Genomic DNA, 15,677 nt, shown 5'->3' with positions numbered 1-15,677 from the left:
TATACCCTCGACCGCGTGAACATCCGCGTGTGCGCCGGCTATTGGCGCTTTATCGAGGCTCCGGGCGGAGCCGATAAAGCGCAGCGCTAAGCAACGCATCCACCCGGAGCCCAGGCAGTGACCATCAGGTCGCTGCCTTTCGTCATTCAAGGGGCACCGGATCCACAGGCAGGTGCCCGAACCAGAAAGGCACCCTCGTGAACATGGCGCAGATCGCCACCCCGGAAACGACGTCCGACCGGCGTATCCGCAGCTTCAGCGACATCCCCAGCCCGCATGCCGTCCTATCCGAGTTCCCGCTCGGGGCGCGTCGCTCGGAGCGGGTGGCCCGCGACCGTGACGAGATCGCCGACATCCTCGCCGGTCGCGATGACCGGCTCCTGGTCGTCGTCGGACCGTGCTCGGTGCACGATCCCGCGGCGGCGCTGGACTACGCCAGCCGCCTCGTCAAGGTCGCCGACGAGCTCAGCGACCGGCTGAAGGTCGTCATGCGGGTGTACTTCGAGAAGCCTCGCACCACCATCGGCTGGAAGGGGCTCATCAACGACCCGGGCATGGACGGTACGTTCGACGTCGCCCGCGGCCTCCGCGTCGCCCGCCAGCTGCTGCTCGACATCATCGACATCGGCCTGCCCGTCGGGTGCGAGTTCCTGGAACCCACCAGCCCGCAGTACATCGCCGATGCGGTGGCGTGGGGCGCGATCGGCGCCCGCACCACTGAGTCTCAGGTGCACCGTCAGCTGGCGTCGGGTCTGTCGATGCCGGTCGGATTCAAGAACGGCACCGACGGCAACATCCAGGTGGCCGTCGACGGCGTCAAAGCGGCTGCCGCGCCGCATGTTTTCTTCGGCATGAACGACCTCGGCCGCGGCGCTCTCGTGAGCACCACCGGCAACGAGGACTGCCACGTCATCCTGCGCGGCGGCACCGACGGACCCAACTGCGACGCCGATTCGGTCACCACGGCGGCCGCGAAGTTGACCAAGGCCGGCCTCCCCGGTCGCGTCGTCATCGACTGCAGCCACGCCAATTCGGGCAAGGACCACATCCGTCAGGCGCAGGTCGCGCTGGACGTCGCGAAACTGGTGCGCGACGGACTGCCGGTCAGCGGCGTGATGCTGGAGAGCTTCCTGGTCGCCGGAGCGCAGGCGCCCGAAGCCCGTCCGCTGGTCTACGGCCAATCGGTCACCGACAAGTGCATGGACTGGGGCGCAACGGATCTGGTGCTGCGGGAGCTAAGCCTCCAGGCGGGCCCGCACGCTCTGTAACCGTTCCTGCAGCGTCGCCTCGTCGATCACCCCGCGCGCCAGCAGCGAGTGCGCCAGCGCCACGAGTTGGCTTTCGGGGTAAGGCAATTCGGCATACACCGTGGCCGACAGCTCGTCCTCCTCGTCGCGGCGCTGCTGGAAATCCGGCACGTCGGCATCGCAGGCGGCACGGTCCAAAGCGTCGCAGAGCCCATCCAGGCTGGTCTTCCACGGCGGAGTCGGGTTCTCGACGCCGTACTTGGCGGCCATTCGGCTCCACACCTGATCCCGCTCGACGATCTCGTCCAGAACAGGGATTCGGCGCGGCGTCACGGGTGCACCGCCGGCCGGGTGTCGACAATGACGTTGGTGGTCACGCCCGCCTTGGGCAGCGCGACGCCGATGAGGCAGTCGCGCGTGACGATCTCGGCCAGCTGCGCCTCGGTCCAGCCGTCGGTGCCGTCCGGACGCATCGGCATCACCATGAACCGGTGCTTCTGGTTGGAGTCCTGCACACGGACCTCGACGTCGTCGGGCAGGTAAAGCCCGAACTCGGCCAGCACCTGCCGGGGCCAGCGGACGAGCCGGCGACGATAATTCGGCGTGCGGTACCACTCGGGCGAATTGCCGAGAATGGGGCGGGGGTAGCAGGAGCAGAGCGCGCAGACGATCACGTGGTGCAGCGTCGGGGTGTCCGCAAGGATCTCGAATGCGGTGAAATCGCTGGGCGTGCCGAAGCCGGTGGGCTCCATCCAGTCGACACCGACCTCCTTGCTGGCGGTCATCGGCTCTGCCAGTGCCAGCGCTTTGAACTCCGGATCCAGCCACGCCTTGGCCACGAGGGTGGCCGCAGGGGTGGGGCCGATCTGTTCGGCGAACTCGGTGAAGTGGCGATGGTCCTCGGCGGTGAATATGCCCTTCTCGATGCAGAGTTCCCGCAGCGCGATCTCCAGGACTTCGAAATCGGTGATCTCGTCAACCATCGGCTTGACCGTCCGGTCGTGGTCGTGGTCGTGGTCGTGTGACACGGGACCTCCTCAGGATTCGAGTTGTCGGCTCTTCGCGCAAGCGCTCATCTCAGCCAGCGCTCCGGCAGTTCGGTGCGCAATGTGTCGTTGGCTGTGCCGGTGTAGCCGTGCCAGAGCTCGGACATGTTGAACTCGACGACGTAGAACCATTCCGGCTTGGCGTCGGGGCGATCCCAGGTCTCGTCCTCCGCCGCAGGGCTCTCGTAGGCGACGGTGGCGATCGTGCCCGTCGCGCCGCGCACGTATTCGGGGGTGCGGGTGTAGAAGACGACGGGAAGATCTCGCACGGTCACCGTGTCGCCGACGCGGAACTTCGGTTCTCCGGCCTGCCCGGCATAGACCTGCGGATCACCTTTGCCGACGGCGTGCTTGTGGTGGGCGTTGCGCGGGACCCCGGACCCGTCGCCCTCCGATTTCGGTTGCGCTTCAGGCTTTTTGCCGTTCAAGCCGCCGGCGTAGCGCTCCTGGACCTCGGCCATGCGTTCGCTGAGCTCGCCCAGCGCGATGAGGTGCTTCTCGACCAGAACCCGAGCGACGGCCAGCAGCCAGCGACCGTAGTAGGGCAGCCCGAGGTATTCGGCCCGGCCGACGTCGACATTGCCGATTCGGCGCCGTTCCTCCGAGAGCCAGATGCCGCGCCACGCCAGCACCTCGCAGATGACGTACGTCAGCTCTTCCCACGCCTCGTACTGCTTGTTCTCGTACTTCATCGGAGCATCAGGTTCGCCGCCGACGTCGTGAACGGGTTTCAGGTACGCCTTGATCCGGGCATGGTCGAGCAGGTCCGGAGTGGGAGCGTCGGGAAGTTCGGGATAGGCGGACTTCAGTCGTGCCACCAGGTCGAGCTGAGCTGCCCGCTCGGCTGCTGTGCTCATGACGGTCCTTTTGGATGCGGCGTGAAACCATGTGTGCAGCAACGTTTCTGACGCGCCCTCGGGCATCACGCACTTTCCGGGAGAACGTCAGATTAACACCAGAATGTGGTGGTCATCAACGAATTGCCGCAGATTCAGTGTCGACGACACCCAGTGTTATTGACGTTGTCAGCAAACGGACAATCCTGTTCGCAACTGTGCCCGGTCGCCGTTGCGTACATTTTGATCATGAACCAGGTATCTCGTCCGATGGCGTTGGCGGTAGCCGGTGTTGCGGCGCTGGGAATCGTGACCGGCTGCGCCGGAGCGGATGGGCCACGCAACGAGGCGCCGGCCGCCCCCGTGATGCCCTCCAATAACGCAGGGGCCGTTGCGGATTCGGCGACCGGAACGGCGCCGGAATTCGGGCCGCCCCAGGCGCCGCCCGAGGAGAAACGGGACGTCGTCAGGACGGCGTCGGTGACGATGACCGTGCCGGATCCGTCCAAAGCGGCCGACGAGGCCGCCGTCATGGTGGAGAGAGCCGACGGCCGGGTCGACAGCCGCACCGAGGACGCCGGATCGGGCAGCGGACGCGCGGTCACGTCGGTCGTGCTGCGAGTGCCCGCGGCCACACTCGACGAGGTGGTGCGGGAGCTCAAGACGCTCGGCACCGTAGAGACGGCGTCAACCACCGCCGAGGACGTCACGGCTGCGCGGGTGGATCTCGATGCCCGGATCAAAGCCCTACAGACATCCGTCGACCGGCTGCTGGCGATCATGGGCGATGCCAGGGATCCCGAAGCGCTGATCGCCGCCGAGAACGCGCTGTCGCAGCGGCAGGCCGAGCTCGACAGCCTGCGGGCGCAGCGCGAGGAACTCGGCGACCAGGTCGCTTACAGCACCATCGACGTCAGCTTCTACGCCGAGACCGTCGGCGGGCCTGCGCCGAAGAAATACGAGGGGTTCATCGGCCAGATCGAGCGGGGTTGGGACGCGCTGGTCGCGGTGGCCACAGCTGCGGTATTGCTGCTGGGACTGATGCTGCCGTGGCTTGGCCTGCTGACAGTCCTCGGCGTGGCCGCCTACGCCGCGGTCCGGTGGGCGCAGCGGCGGACAGCCCCGGCCGCTCCGAGCGAGAACGCGGACGTCGAGGCCGACGCCACGAGCGATACGTGAACTGTCGGCGATCAGGCGGTGCGGCGGATCCCGCGCTTGAGGAGAAGCTCGCGCTCCGACTCGCTCAGTCCGCCCCAGATTCCGTACGGCTCGCCGACTGCCAGCGCATGCGTACGGCATTGGGTGATCACCGGGCAGCGGCGGCACATTTCCTTGGCTCGCATCTCGCGCTGCGCACGGGCGCGGCCACGTTCACCGTCAGGGTGGAAAAACATCGACGAATCTACGCCCCGGCAAACACCCTGCATCTGCCAATCCCAGATGTCAGCATTCGGTCCCGGAAGCTGTTGCGGCTGTGGCAATGGAAACCCCTCCCTCAGACCCGATACGCGTCGCAATCGATGCGTGAGTCGTGGAACAAATCCGAGCACAGTCGCCGATGACCACTCGTGCACACAACGTAGAAGGGCTTCCGAATTCTCGTCAATAGCCGTCCGGTGTGCTGAACCACATATGAGCAGGCAGAAAATTTACATCACGTTCATCGAAGAAATGTTTTGCCAACGGATCTGGTGCTACGTGGCTGCAATCGTTCTCGGGAAATGCCGTGGTTTCGGCATTGCACGATTTTCCCGAACTGACAATCTCTGAACTTTGTCCGGTCGCCAGTTGATCTCGTTGTAACGAATGGTCCATCAACTGTTAACTAACGTGATTTTCAAAACAGATCGCAGTTGATACGGTCGCGGTCCGATGAGCACATCGTGTGCGAATACCGCAAACGTGTTGGAGCGCGCGGCGTTCGGGAGCAATCCCGACGCGTGGCCCCTTCCACCGGCCGATACCGCCCATGAACTCTGGTTGCGCGCCGTCATCGCCGGCGGGCAAGGGCGCTACGCCAGCGCACTCGCGGATTTGGATCGGCTCCGCCGCTTGGGGGGGTCCGATGCTCGGGCCTCCCTGGCCTCCCTGGCCTCCCTGGCCTCCCTGGCCTCGAGCACCAGGGCCTCCTTTCTTCGTCAACTCGGCTGGCACCACGTCGCCCGCGGATGGGACGGGCGGGCGGCCGCGCTCGCGCACACCGACGAGGCGTGGGCCGACGCGATGATCGGCCTGGCGGCCGATGCGCTCGGGGTCGGACGCTTCGCGGCATCGGCGCGCGCGCTGGAACTCGCCACCCCACGGGTCGCAGACTCCGGATCCGATCGGCTGCCCATCCGACTGGCCTGGGTATCGGCCGAACTTGCGATGTTCCGCGGCGACGGCGCGGCCGCTGTCGCCCCCGCGGAAAGGGGAGTGTGGCTGTCGTCGGATTTCGGGTCGGTGCGGCATGCGGTCAAGTCGCGGGTGGTCCTGGCGGCAGCGCTGTGTAGTGCCGGCGACTTCCCGTCCGCCCGTAGAGAGGGCCGAGAGGCGCTCGATCAGGCCCTCGGATCGGGCCTCGTGCCGCTGCAATGGGCGGTCGCCAGTCTGCTCGCCGACATCGCCGACGACGCGCGTTCAGCATCGCGATATCAGGCTCTGCGAGATGAGTCCGCCGAGAAGGTGATCAGATGGGGCGGCGTGTGGCGCCCGCGGTAACCGGGTTGTGCCCCTCTTGGTCGTTATTGTTTAGCTGAGCCACACCAAATTCATACCGACCCGGTACCGACTGAAGCTGCCACCACCCCTCCGGGATGTGGGTCCCGACGTAACGCTGGAGAGCCTGTTCACGATGACAATTTCGGGAGAACGTCTCGATGCTGTCGTTGCTGAAGCGGTGGTCGGCGATCGGAACGCACTCCGGGAGGTGCTGGAGATCATCCGCCCCCTCGTTGTCAGGTACTGCCGGGCAAGGGTGGGCACTGCGGAACGCAGTGGTCTCTCAGCTGATGACGTAGCTCAGGAGGTGTGCTTGGCCGCCATCACGGCGCTGCCGCGTTACAAGGATCAGGGACGACCATTCCTGGCCTTCGTGTACGGGATTGCAGCGCACAAGGTTGCTGACGCGCACCGGGCAGCTGGTCGCAACCGGGCCGATCCGATGGATGTGGTGCCGGAGCGTTTCTCCGGCGAGGCCGGCCCCGAGCAGATGGCGATCGATTCGGAATCGTCGGCGCGAATGGCCGCGCTGCTGCAGGTTCTGCCTGAGAAGCAGCGCGAGATCATCATCCTGCGTGTCGTCGTCGGTATGAGCGCAGAGGAAACCGCGGAGGCCGTCGGAAGCACCGCGGGGGCGGTGCGCGTGGCGCAGCACCGCGCGCTGTCGCGGCTGAAGGCGGAGATCACGTCGGCGGGGCAGGGGCGTGACTATGCCTGATTTCGGACGATGGAATACCAACGGCGGTGATCCTTCGCTGAACGAGATCAACCGCACCGATCAGTTCCTGGACGCTCTCGCTGCGCAGCAGCAGCCGTATGTGACGGACCGGGAAGAGGCTGAGCTGGCGCAGTTGCTCGCCGGCTGGCGCGACGACGTGCGCGAGACCCCGATGGGTCACGTGCTGACCCAGCAGGACGCGGCGGCCGCTCTTGACCGGGTGACCCGCCCCGCCCCCAAACGACGCTTCTCGCTGGCAATCGTCGGTTCTGCGGCCGCGGCGATGCTTGCCATCGGTGGTTTCGGCGCCGTGATCGCGGGGTCCGGACCCGGAGATGCGCTCTACGGGCTGCGCACGGCACTGTTCGGTGAGCAGGCGCAAACCCGCGACGACGCCGTGATCCTGGCCGCCCAGACCGAGATGCAGCAGGTGCAGCAGCTCATCGAGCAGGGCGACTGGCAGGGTGCGCAGGAGAGACTGCAGGCCGTCACCACGACGGTCGCGACCGTGGGCGATGTCGAGCAGAAGCAGGAACTGATTGCCCAATGGCAGGAGCTGACCGTCAAGGTCGAGGCCCAGGACCCCGTGGCCACTGTGCCGCCGGGTGCTCCGCTGCCCACGTTCCCGGACATCCCCACCGAGCTGCTCGATCCCGGCACGGTGACACTGCCGTCCAGCAGTGAGACCCCGCCGTCGGACACCAGTGCCTCGACGACCCCGTCGTCCTCATCGGAGACCACCAGCGTGACGTCCCCGTCGTCGGAGACCACCGGCGCGACGTCCCCGTCGAGCTCGGCGCCGGCGACGACCCCGTCGTCAACGGTCCCGTCACCGACGTCGACGACGCCGCCACGCGCGTCGACCACGTCACCGACGACCGTTCCGCGGTCGACCACGACGTCCAGCGTGCCGTCGCCGACGTCGACGACCGTGGTGGTCCAGTCGACGACGACCACGCGCGCGCCGCTACCGACCTCGACCTCGGCGGCTGCGCCGTCACCGACGACGCAGGCACCCAGGACGACGCCGCAGCCGACCGTCGAGCAGGAGGAGCCGCAACCCACGCTGACGCTTCCGACGACGACGACGCCGGTGGTGCTGTTGCCTGTTCCTGCGCTACCCGCAGTGCCTGAATTGCCTGCGCCCGCGCTGCAAGTACCGGATCAGCCGAACTGATCAGCCGGGCGAAATTGCGCTGTCAGCGATAACCGTCGGACTCCGACGTCGCCTCGTTCAGTGAGGCGTCGGCGTAGCCGCGGCAGTAGTCCCACGTGACGTAGGAGTCGGGTTCGGGATCGTAGGCGGGCTCGTGCGGGCGGACCGTTCCGTCCACCAGCAGCTGCAGCAGGTTGGCGCGCAGCATGTCCCAGTCGTGATAGTGGTCTTGCTGGCACTCGTCGCAGCAGACCACGAGGCCGCGAATTCCCTTGTGCGCCAACAATGCTTCGTAGACGGCGAGGTCTGCCAGATCGGCTTCGACAGCGGTGCGTTCCTGCGGGTCCAGCGGCTGCCCCGGCTCCAGGGCATCGAGCGCCGCCGACGGATCGCTCGGGTCGTCGGCGAACGGGTCAGGCGGCAATCCTGGTGGCAGGTGGTCTCGCACGCCCCCAGACTACGCAACCGCCCAGGTATCCCGCCAGCGGTCGCGCGGCACGTCGCGGGGAACATAAAGCACAAGCTCTGAGCCGATAAGATGTTCCTTTCAGGCGTCCCGGGAGGCTACATATATGTCGATCACCGAAACCAGCATCCCCATCGCCGTTCCGGTCCCTACCGGCGGCGACGACCCCACCAAAGTCGCGATGCTGGGGCTCACGTTCGACGACGTCCTGCTGCTGCCCGCCGCATCGGATGTGATTCCGGCCACAGCGGATACGTCCAGTCAGCTCACGCGCAGAATCCGGCTGAAGGTGCCGCTCGTCAGCTCGGCGATGGATACCGTCACCGAGTCGCGGATGGCGATTGCGATGGCCCGCGCGGGCGGCATGGGCGTACTGCACCGCAACCTGCCGGTAGCCGAACAGGCGGGACAGGTCGAGACCGTGAAGCGATCGGAGGCCGGCATGGTCACCGATCCGGTGACGTGCTCGCCCGACAACACCCTCGCCGAGGTCGACGCCATGTGCGCGAGGTTCCGCATCTCGGGTCTACCCGTCGTCGACGAGATGGGTTCTCTTGTCGGGATCATCACCAACCGCGACATGCGGTTCGAGGTCGACCAGTCCAAGCCGGTCTCCGAGGTGATGACCAAGGCTCCGCTGATCACCGCCCAGGAAGGTGTGTCGGCCGAAGCGGCGCTGGGACTGTTGCGCCGCAACAAGATCGAGAAGCTCCCGATCGTCGACGGCCACGGGAAGCTCACCGGGCTCATCACCGTCAAAGACTTCGTCAAGACCGAACAGTTCCCGCTGGCCACCAAGGACAGCGACGGCCGCCTGCTGGTCGGAGCCGCCGTCGGTGTCGGCGAGGACGCGTGGACGCGGGCGATGACGCTGGCCGACGCGGGGGCCGACGTGCTGATCGTCGACACCGCCCATGCCCACAACCGTGGCGTGCTCGACATGGTGCATCGACTGAAGATGGCCGTGGGCGAGCGCGTCGACGTCGTTGGCGGCAATGTCGCGACGCGCGCCGCGGCCGCCGCGCTGGTCGATGCGGGTGCGGACGCGGTGAAGGTCGGCGTCGGACCCGGTTCGATCTGCACGACGCGCGTGGTCGCCGGCGTGGGCGCGCCTCAGATCACTGCAATCCTGGAAGCCGTGGCCGCCTGCGCGCCGCACGGCGTCCCGGTGATCGCAGACGGCGGCCTGCAGTACTCCGGTGACATCGCCAAGGCGTTGGCCGCGGGCGCGTCGACGGCCATGCTGGGTTCGCTGCTCGCGGGCACCGCCGAATCGCCGGGTGACCTGATCTTCGTCAACGGTAAGCAGTTCAAGAGCTACCGGGGCATGGGCTCGCTGGGGGCCATGCAGGGCCGGGGTGCGACGGGCAATCTGCGCGGCAGCTATTCCAAGGACCGCTACTTCCAGGACGACGTGCTCTCCGAGGACAAGCTGGTGCCCGAGGGCATCGAGGGCCGGGTGCCGTTCCGCGGTCCGCTCTCGACCGTCATCCATCAGCTCACCGGCGGGTTGCGGGCCGCGATGGGGTACACCGGTTCGCCCACCATCGAGGCGCTCCAGCAGGCGCAGTTCGTCCAGATCACGGCGGCCGGCCTCAAGGAGAGCCACCCTCACGACATCACGATGACCGTCGAGGCCCCCAACTACACCACCCGCTAGGGTCTGCTGGGGGCCTAACAGGGGAGTGAACATGCGAGACATGGTGGAAATCGGCATGGGCCGGACCGCCCGTCGCACCTACGAACTCAGTGACATCAACATCGTGCCGTCGCGGCGCACACGGTCGTCGAAGGACGTCTCGACCGCGTGGCAGCTCGATGCCTACCGATTCGAGATCCCGGTGTTGGCGCACCCGACCGATGCCTTGGTGTCTGTGGAGTTCGCGATCGAGCTCGGCCGTCTCGGTGGGCTCGGTGTGCTCAACGGCGAGGGGCTGATCGGACGGCACGCCGATGTCGCCGACAAGATCGCCGAGGTGATCTCGGTCGCCGAGAAGGATCCCGACCCCTCTGCGGCCACCCGGCTTCTGCAGCAATTGCATTCCGCGCCTTTGGATCCCGACCTGTTAGGGTCGGCCGTCGCGCGTATCCGGGAGGCCGGGGTCACGACGGCCGTGCGTGTCAGCCCGCAGAACGCGCAGGCGCTGACGCCGACCCTGGTGGCCGCGGGTATCGACTTGCTCGTCATCCAGGGCACCATCATCTCAGCCGAGCGGGTCGCCAAGGATCACGAGCCGCTCAATCTCAAGACCTTTATCTCCGAGCTCGACGTGCCCGTCGTCGCGGGCGGCGTGCTCGACCACCGCACCGCGCTGCATCTCATGCGGACCGGTGCCGCCGGCGTGATCGTCGGGTACGGCTCCACTTCGGGGGTGACGACGTCGGACGAGGTGCTCGGCATCAGCGTGCCGATGGCCACCGCGATCGCCGATGCGGCCGCGGCGCGTCGCGAGTACCTCGACGAGACCGGCGGTCGGTACGTCCACGTGCTCGCCGACGGCGACATCCACACCTCGGGAGACCTGGCCAAGGCGATCGCCTGCGGTGCCGACGCGGTGGTGCTCGGAACGCCGCTGGCCATCTCGGCCGAAGCGCTTGGCGGAGGTTGGTTCTGGCCCGCCGCGGCGGCGCACCCGTCGCTGCCCCGCGGCGCCCTTCTTCAGGTGGCCGACGAAGATCGGCCCTCGCTGGCGCAGGTGCTCGACGGTCCGTCGGACGATCCGTTCGGCTCACTGAACCTCGTGGGCGGCCTGGCCCGGTCGATGGCCAAGGCGGGCTACTGCGACCTCAAGGAGTTCCAGAAGGTCGGGCTCACCGTAGGAAGCTGACGCTCACTGCATGCTGCGCAGCGTGCGGGTCAGATAGTCGTCGACCATCGCGGCGCGGTCTCTGGACTCGCCGGTGGTGATCAGCAGCGCGTAGAGGCCGAGTAGGAAGTAGATGGCGCTGTTCATCGGCGTCACGTCCTCGGCGGTCTTGCCATCATCGCGCGCTTTCGCTATCTGTTCGGCGACCAGGACGACCAGGGGGTGGTCGTCGCCATCTTCGGCCAGTGGCCGGGTCGGTGAAAAGTGCAGTGCGAGAAAGTCTTTGAATAGAAGGGCGCCGAGTCGGCGTTCCAGGCTCAACACCAGGTCGGCCGCCTCACGCAGCTGTGACGGCAGGTCGGGGTGCGTCTTGGCATAGGTGGCGAAGCGCTTGGCCATGCGGCCCTCTTCACGGCGTTCCAACTCGAGCAGAACGTGTTCCTTGGTCGGGAAGTGGAAGAAGAAGGTGCCGTGCGCGACGCCTGCGGCTCCCACGATCGCGCCCACATCTGCCTCGGCCATGCCGGCGCGCTTGAACTCCGCGATCGCCGCACCCAGCAACCGCTCCCGGGTCTGCAGGCGCTTCGCCTCGCGCGCTGTGATGCCGTCGGCCACGCCCCGAACAGTAGACGCTGACGAAACTACCGAACTTAGGGTCACCTCCCTGGCAAGTTACCGATGGGTAAGTTCATAATGTTGCGATGAAGCCTGACTATGACGTGCTGATCATCGGCTCGGGGTTCGGCGGCAGCGTCAGCGCGCTGCGACTGACCGAGAAGGGCTACCGCGTCGGCGTGCTGGAGGCGGGCCGGCGTTTTGCCGACGAGGAGTTCGCGAAAACCTCGTGGAACCTTCGTAAATTCCTCTGGGCCCCGCAGTTCGGCATGTACGGAATCCAGCGCATCCACCTGCTGCGCAACGTCATGATCCTCGCCGGCGCCGGCGTCGGCGGCGGCTCCCTGAACTACGCCAACACGCTCTACGTGCCGCCGGAGCCGTTCTTCAACGACCCGCAGTGGCGAGACATCACCGATTGGCGTGCCGAGCTGATGTCGCACTACGACCAGGCGCAGCGGATGCTCGGTGTCGTCACCAACCCGACGTTCACCGACGCCGACCGCATCATGAAAGAGGTTGCGGAGGACATGGGTGTCGGTGACACCTTCGTGCCGACGCCGGTCGGCGTGTTCTTCGGGCCCGATGGCGAGAAGACGCCGGGCAAGACCGTCCCCGACCCGTACTTCGGCGGGGCCGGTCCGGCGCGCACCGGCTGCATCGAGTGCGGATCCTGCATGACGGGCTGCCGCTTCGGCGCCAAGAACACCCTGTTGAAGAACTACCTGGGGCTGGCGGAAAAGGCAGGTGCACAGGTACACCCGCTGACCATGGTGACGAGCTTCGAGCAGCGTGCCGACGGGGTGTGGGAAGTGCGGACCGCGCGCACCGGCGGCAAGCTGCGCCGCCGCCGCAAGACCTTCACCGCCAACCAGGTGATCCTGGCGGCGGGCACGTACGGCACCCAGAAGTTGCTGTTCAAAATGCGGGACACGGGTCGGCTGCCGAAACTGTCCGACAGGTTGGGTGTGTTGACCCGGACGAACTCCGAATCCATCGTCGGCGCAGGACGACTGACGGTTGGCGACGACCTCGACCTGACCCACGGGGTGGCGATCACGTCGTCGATCCACCCGACGTCGGACACCCACGTCGAACCCTGCCGCTACGGCAAGGGTTCGAATGCGATGGGATTGCTCCAGACGCTGATGACCGACGGTGCGGGCCCGGAGGGCACCGACGTGCCGCGCTGGCGGCAGCTGGTGCACACCGCGCGCACCGATCCGCGGGGCACAATGCGCCTGCTGAATCCGAGGCGATGGAGTGAGCGGACGATGATCGCGCTCGTCATGCAGAACCTCGACAACTCCATTACGACGTTCACCCGAAAGACCCGGCTCGGCTTCCGCATGCTCGACAGCAAGCAGGGCCACGGCGAACCCAATCCGAGCTGGATCCCGGCCGGCAACGAGGTGACCCGGCGCATCGCCGAGAAGATCGACGGCGTGGCGGGCGGAACCTGGGGTGAGTTGTTCAACATCCCGCTGACCGCGCACTTTCTCGGCGGCGCGGCCATCGGGGACAGTCCCGAAAAGGGCGTCATCGACGCGTATCAGCGGGTGTGGAACTACCCGACCCTGTCGGTGATGGACGGTGCCGCGATCTCGGCGAATCTCGGTGTCAACCCGTCGCTTTCGATCACCGCGCAGGCCGAGCGGGCGGCGGCGCTGTGGCCCAACAAGGGCGAAGAGGATCTTCGACCCGCGCAGGGCGAGCCCTACCGGCGGCTCACGCCGATCGAGCCGAAGAGTCCTGTCGTTCCGGCGAACGCCCCCGCGGCGCTGCGCAGAATCCCGATCGAACCGGTCAGCTCGGCGGGCTGATCACACACCAGAGTTCGCGGCCGGCCGCGACGACCTCTGCGCCGTCCCACGCGACGGAGCAGTCATCGTCGTGAGTGTCGACGACGGCGCTGATTTCGACGCGGTCGTCGGTGCGGGTCACGACGATGCGCGCCGACGACGCGCACAGATCGAGCACGTCGGACAGGATTGCCACGAGGCGGTTGATGTCAGCGTCGGCGACATCGGGGAGCGCACCGTCGACGTCGATGACCACGTCGACATGTCTGGCCTCCGCCCTGTCGATCAACGGCCGGATGCGTTGCATGAGTGGATGATCGAAAATAGTCGCCTGGTCGAACAGAGTGCGCAGCCTTCGGCATTCGGCCCGGGCCCGAAGCTGCAGCGCCGAGTCGAGACGCTCCCCTCGGGTCAGTTCGTCGAGCAGAGGCACGACGTTGGCGACGATGGTCGCGTAACGACGCTGGTATTCACCGCGGAGCGCCTGCGAGATCCGATCCCGCGTGAGGAGGCGCTGACGGGCCGCGTTCTCCGATTCGACCACTTCGGCGGCTTCCCGCATGAGCCCGTTGAACATGAGGGCGAACAACTGCACCCCGAGGATGCTTGCGCTGCCGAGGCCGACGTTGACCAGAATCGACGACGACGGATCGCGTATCACGATGACAGCGCTGTTCAGCACCCAGTAGCCGATGACCACGGCGGCGCCGATCCGCGTCGGCACGGCAAGCATGAGCGGAACCAGGCACCAGCCGATCGCGCCCTGAGCCCAGTGCTGATAACCGAGCAGCGCGTCAAGGGGTAGCAGCGCGGGTTGGGCGATCGCGACGACCAGCACCGCGCATGCTGCGGGGAGGGCGAATGTGTAACGCTGCCAGAGGATTCCGGGCACAGCCGCGAGTGTGGCCACCGCGGCGAGCAGCCCTAGCGCAGCATCGGCGGGTTGTACGGTGATCGCGAGGTTCACCAGCGCGTACACCGTGAGCGCGAGGCCGTACCGGGCCCTGGTCCGTTCGATCAACCGGTCGGGATCGACCGCCGGTGTCTGGGCCTCGGATTGCGCTGATGTCCAGCGCAATTCGATGGCGGTGCCGACCCCGGGCTCAGCGCTCACCCGGGCCTCGCCGTCGGCCCGCAGCATTCGCCCGAGGATGGAGTCGTCGATGCCGTGTCCGTCACGTCGCTTGTCCGGGTCGAAGCCGATCCCGTCGTCGGACAGCAGGACTGACGTGTCTGAGACGGTGACGCGCAACAGCGAAGCTCTGGCGTGCCGTTCGACGTTGTTCATCGCTTCCCGCGAGGCGGCGATCACCGGATGTGCGGTCTTGCCGGGTAGCCACAGCTCGTCGCGGCCCTCGAACAGGACCGGTGTTGTGAGATGGGTGGCGCAGTCACGCAGTGCGGCAACCAATTCCACGCGTGGTGGCGGCGCCTCCCAGCTGCTTGCGTTGAGAAGGTGAAGGTCGCGACGAGCCTGCGCGGCCAGGCGCCCGGGGGGAAGGTCGGTGCCCTGCCCCACCATGAGCAAGGTCGACGCGGCGGTGTCGTGGAGTAGCGCGAGTTGTTCGTGCTCATAATCGCGTACGGCGTCGGTGACACGTTCGGCGACCTCGGCCTCTGCGCGGTCGCGGCGCGCCCTGTCGATTGCTCCTGCCACGTGCAGCAGCATCAGTCGGATGATCGACGCGGTCGCGCACTGAACGGCGAAGTAGTACAGCGCGGTGACGGACGTGAGGTTCTCCCAGCCGATGACGGTCGCCGCGCCCACGGCGTAGGCGACGGCGATACCTACGGCCATCGGCACGGCGGCGAGCATCGATACCGACACGGAGATGCTGATGACGGCGGTCCCGGCGATCGCCTGCGGCGCGGAGTTGGAGGCGTAGAAGTCGGTGGCCGGCGCGAGCACCGGGATGGCCAGGCACACGACGAGCGCCGCCGCATAATCGATGGCCAACCATCCGGTGCCCTGCGACCGCGTCAGCAGACGGTAGAGCGACCACGCAGCCAGCGTCCCGAGGAGCCACCTGCCCGAGGGCAGGGCGAGCGAGTTCGGGTCCGCCAGCGCGATCAACGACACCCCGAGATTGACGGTGCAGCGCATCAGCAGCCCGACCATCGCCGCCCGGTTCATCAACTGAAGTCGGGCGGCAGTTTCCCCGAACGTCGCCACGGTCCTCCCCAGCTCACGTGTCGGTCGAACGTATCAATTCAGGGTGATTCGCCGATCTCGGCTTTCCTCCCGAGCGGCGAGCTTCCTAATCTCGAGCAGCACTTGTTGTGA

General features: G+C 66.8%; 15 protein-coding genes. 8 read left to right on the top strand and 7 right to left on the bottom strand.

All coding sequences use genetic code 11. The features are described from left to right. Window positions 1-197: 197 nt before the first annotated feature. Window positions 198-1,268: a 3-deoxy-7-phosphoheptulonate synthase gene (locus AWC12_RS05435; protein WP_085172830.1), complete on the top strand. Its 1,071-nt coding sequence runs from the start codon at window positions 198-200 to the stop codon at window positions 1,266-1,268. Here the strand turns inward: AWC12_RS05435 and AWC12_RS05430 are convergent. From AWC12_RS05430 to AWC12_RS05420, 3 genes are all read right to left on the bottom strand, one after another. Further along, a complete protein-coding gene (locus AWC12_RS05430; RefSeq protein WP_234813855.1) occupies window positions 1,236-1,517 on the bottom strand; it encodes a thiocyanate hydrolase in 282 nt (93 codons plus the stop codon). The genes AWC12_RS05435 and AWC12_RS05430 overlap by 33 nt on opposite strands. 59 nt (window positions 1,518-1,576) lie before the next feature. Then, window positions 1,577-2,230, bottom strand: coding sequence for a thiocyanate hydrolase subunit gamma (gene scnC, locus AWC12_RS05425; protein WP_110808576.1), 654 nt, complete (start codon window positions 2,228-2,230; stop codon window positions 1,577-1,579). A gap of 89 nt (window positions 2,231-2,319) precedes the next feature. Continuing rightward, on the bottom strand, window positions 2,320-3,150 hold the full coding sequence (locus tag AWC12_RS05420) for a nitrile hydratase subunit beta (protein ID WP_085173109.1): 831 nt from the start codon (window positions 3,148-3,150) through the stop codon (window positions 2,320-2,322). A gap of 228 nt (window positions 3,151-3,378) precedes the next feature. On the opposite strand from AWC12_RS05420, the gene AWC12_RS05415 reads away from it, so the two are divergent. After that, window positions 3,379-4,308 carry a DUF4349 domain-containing protein gene (locus AWC12_RS05415; protein WP_024446303.1) on the top strand — a complete coding sequence of 310 codons (930 nt, stop codon included), beginning with the start codon at window positions 3,379-3,381 and terminating at the stop codon, window positions 4,306-4,308. 11 nt (window positions 4,309-4,319) lie between these two features. On the opposite strand, the gene AWC12_RS05410 is transcribed toward AWC12_RS05415, so the two are convergent. Further along, window positions 4,320-4,610 carry a WhiB family transcriptional regulator gene (locus AWC12_RS05410; RefSeq protein ID WP_024446304.1) on the bottom strand — a complete coding sequence of 97 codons (291 nt, stop codon included), beginning with the start codon at window positions 4,608-4,610 and terminating at the stop codon, window positions 4,320-4,322. A gap of 391 nt (window positions 4,611-5,001) precedes the next feature. Between AWC12_RS05410 and AWC12_RS05405 the strand changes: the two genes are divergently transcribed. The 3 genes from AWC12_RS05405 (at window position 5,002) to AWC12_RS05395 (ending at window position 7,724) form a co-directional block, all read left to right on the top strand. Next, window positions 5,002-5,829, top strand: a complete 828-nt coding sequence (locus tag AWC12_RS05405; protein WP_085172824.1) for a hypothetical protein — start codon at window positions 5,002-5,004, stop codon at window positions 5,827-5,829. 133 nt (window positions 5,830-5,962) lie between these two features. Beyond that, entirely contained in the window at window positions 5,963-6,547 is a 585-nt protein-coding gene (locus AWC12_RS05400) for a sigma-70 family RNA polymerase sigma factor (protein ID WP_024446306.1), read from the top strand. Beyond that, window positions 6,540-7,724, top strand: coding sequence for an anti-sigma-D factor RsdA (locus AWC12_RS05395; protein ID WP_085172822.1), 1,185 nt, complete (start codon window positions 6,540-6,542; stop codon window positions 7,722-7,724). The genes AWC12_RS05400 and AWC12_RS05395 overlap by 8 nt, the downstream gene beginning before the upstream one ends. Window positions 7,725-7,746: 22 nt before the next feature. Here AWC12_RS05395 and AWC12_RS05390 read toward each other — a convergent pair whose 3' ends face one another. Next, entirely contained in the window at window positions 7,747-8,151 is a 405-nt protein-coding gene (locus AWC12_RS05390) for a DUF5319 domain-containing protein (protein WP_014814404.1), read from the bottom strand. A gap of 124 nt (window positions 8,152-8,275) precedes the next feature. On the opposite strand from AWC12_RS05390, the gene guaB reads away from it, so the two are divergent. Both guaB and AWC12_RS05380 read left to right on the top strand, forming a co-directional pair. After that, a complete protein-coding gene (guaB, locus tag AWC12_RS05385; protein ID WP_024446308.1) occupies window positions 8,276-9,829 on the top strand; it encodes an IMP dehydrogenase in 1,554 nt (517 codons plus the stop codon). Between the two features lie 31 nt (window positions 9,830-9,860). Next, window positions 9,861-10,997: a GuaB3 family IMP dehydrogenase-related protein gene (locus AWC12_RS05380; protein ID WP_024446309.1), complete on the top strand. Its 1,137-nt coding sequence runs from the start codon at window positions 9,861-9,863 to the stop codon at window positions 10,995-10,997. 3 nt (window positions 10,998-11,000) lie between these two features. On the opposite strand, the gene AWC12_RS05375 is transcribed toward AWC12_RS05380, so the two are convergent. Next, on the bottom strand, window positions 11,001-11,591 hold the full coding sequence (locus AWC12_RS05375) for a TetR/AcrR family transcriptional regulator (RefSeq protein ID WP_085172820.1): 591 nt from the start codon (window positions 11,589-11,591) through the stop codon (window positions 11,001-11,003). An 86-nt stretch (window positions 11,592-11,677) separates the two neighbouring features. Here AWC12_RS05375 and AWC12_RS05370 point away from each other — a divergent pair, with 86 nt between their 5' ends. Then, complete coding sequence (locus tag AWC12_RS05370) at window positions 11,678-13,414, top strand: GMC oxidoreductase (RefSeq protein ID WP_024446311.1); 1,737 nt, start codon at window positions 11,678-11,680, stop codon at window positions 13,412-13,414. Here AWC12_RS05370 and AWC12_RS05365 read toward each other — a convergent pair. Further along, window positions 13,398-15,566 carry a sensor histidine kinase gene (locus AWC12_RS05365; RefSeq protein ID WP_234813833.1) on the bottom strand — a complete coding sequence of 723 codons (2,169 nt, stop codon included), beginning with the start codon at window positions 15,564-15,566 and terminating at the stop codon, window positions 13,398-13,400. The two genes, AWC12_RS05370 and AWC12_RS05365, sit on opposite strands and share 17 nt — an antisense overlap. Window positions 15,567-15,677: the final 111 nt, after the last annotated feature.

This window comes from Mycolicibacterium iranicum, from assembly GCF_002101705.1.
In the GTDB taxonomy this organism is placed as follows: Bacteria; Actinomycetota; Actinomycetes; order Mycobacteriales; family Mycobacteriaceae; genus Mycobacterium; species Mycobacterium iranicum.
The sequence above is the reverse complement of the archived record's forward strand: the minus strand, read 5'-3'. Positions and strand labels throughout refer to the sequence as shown.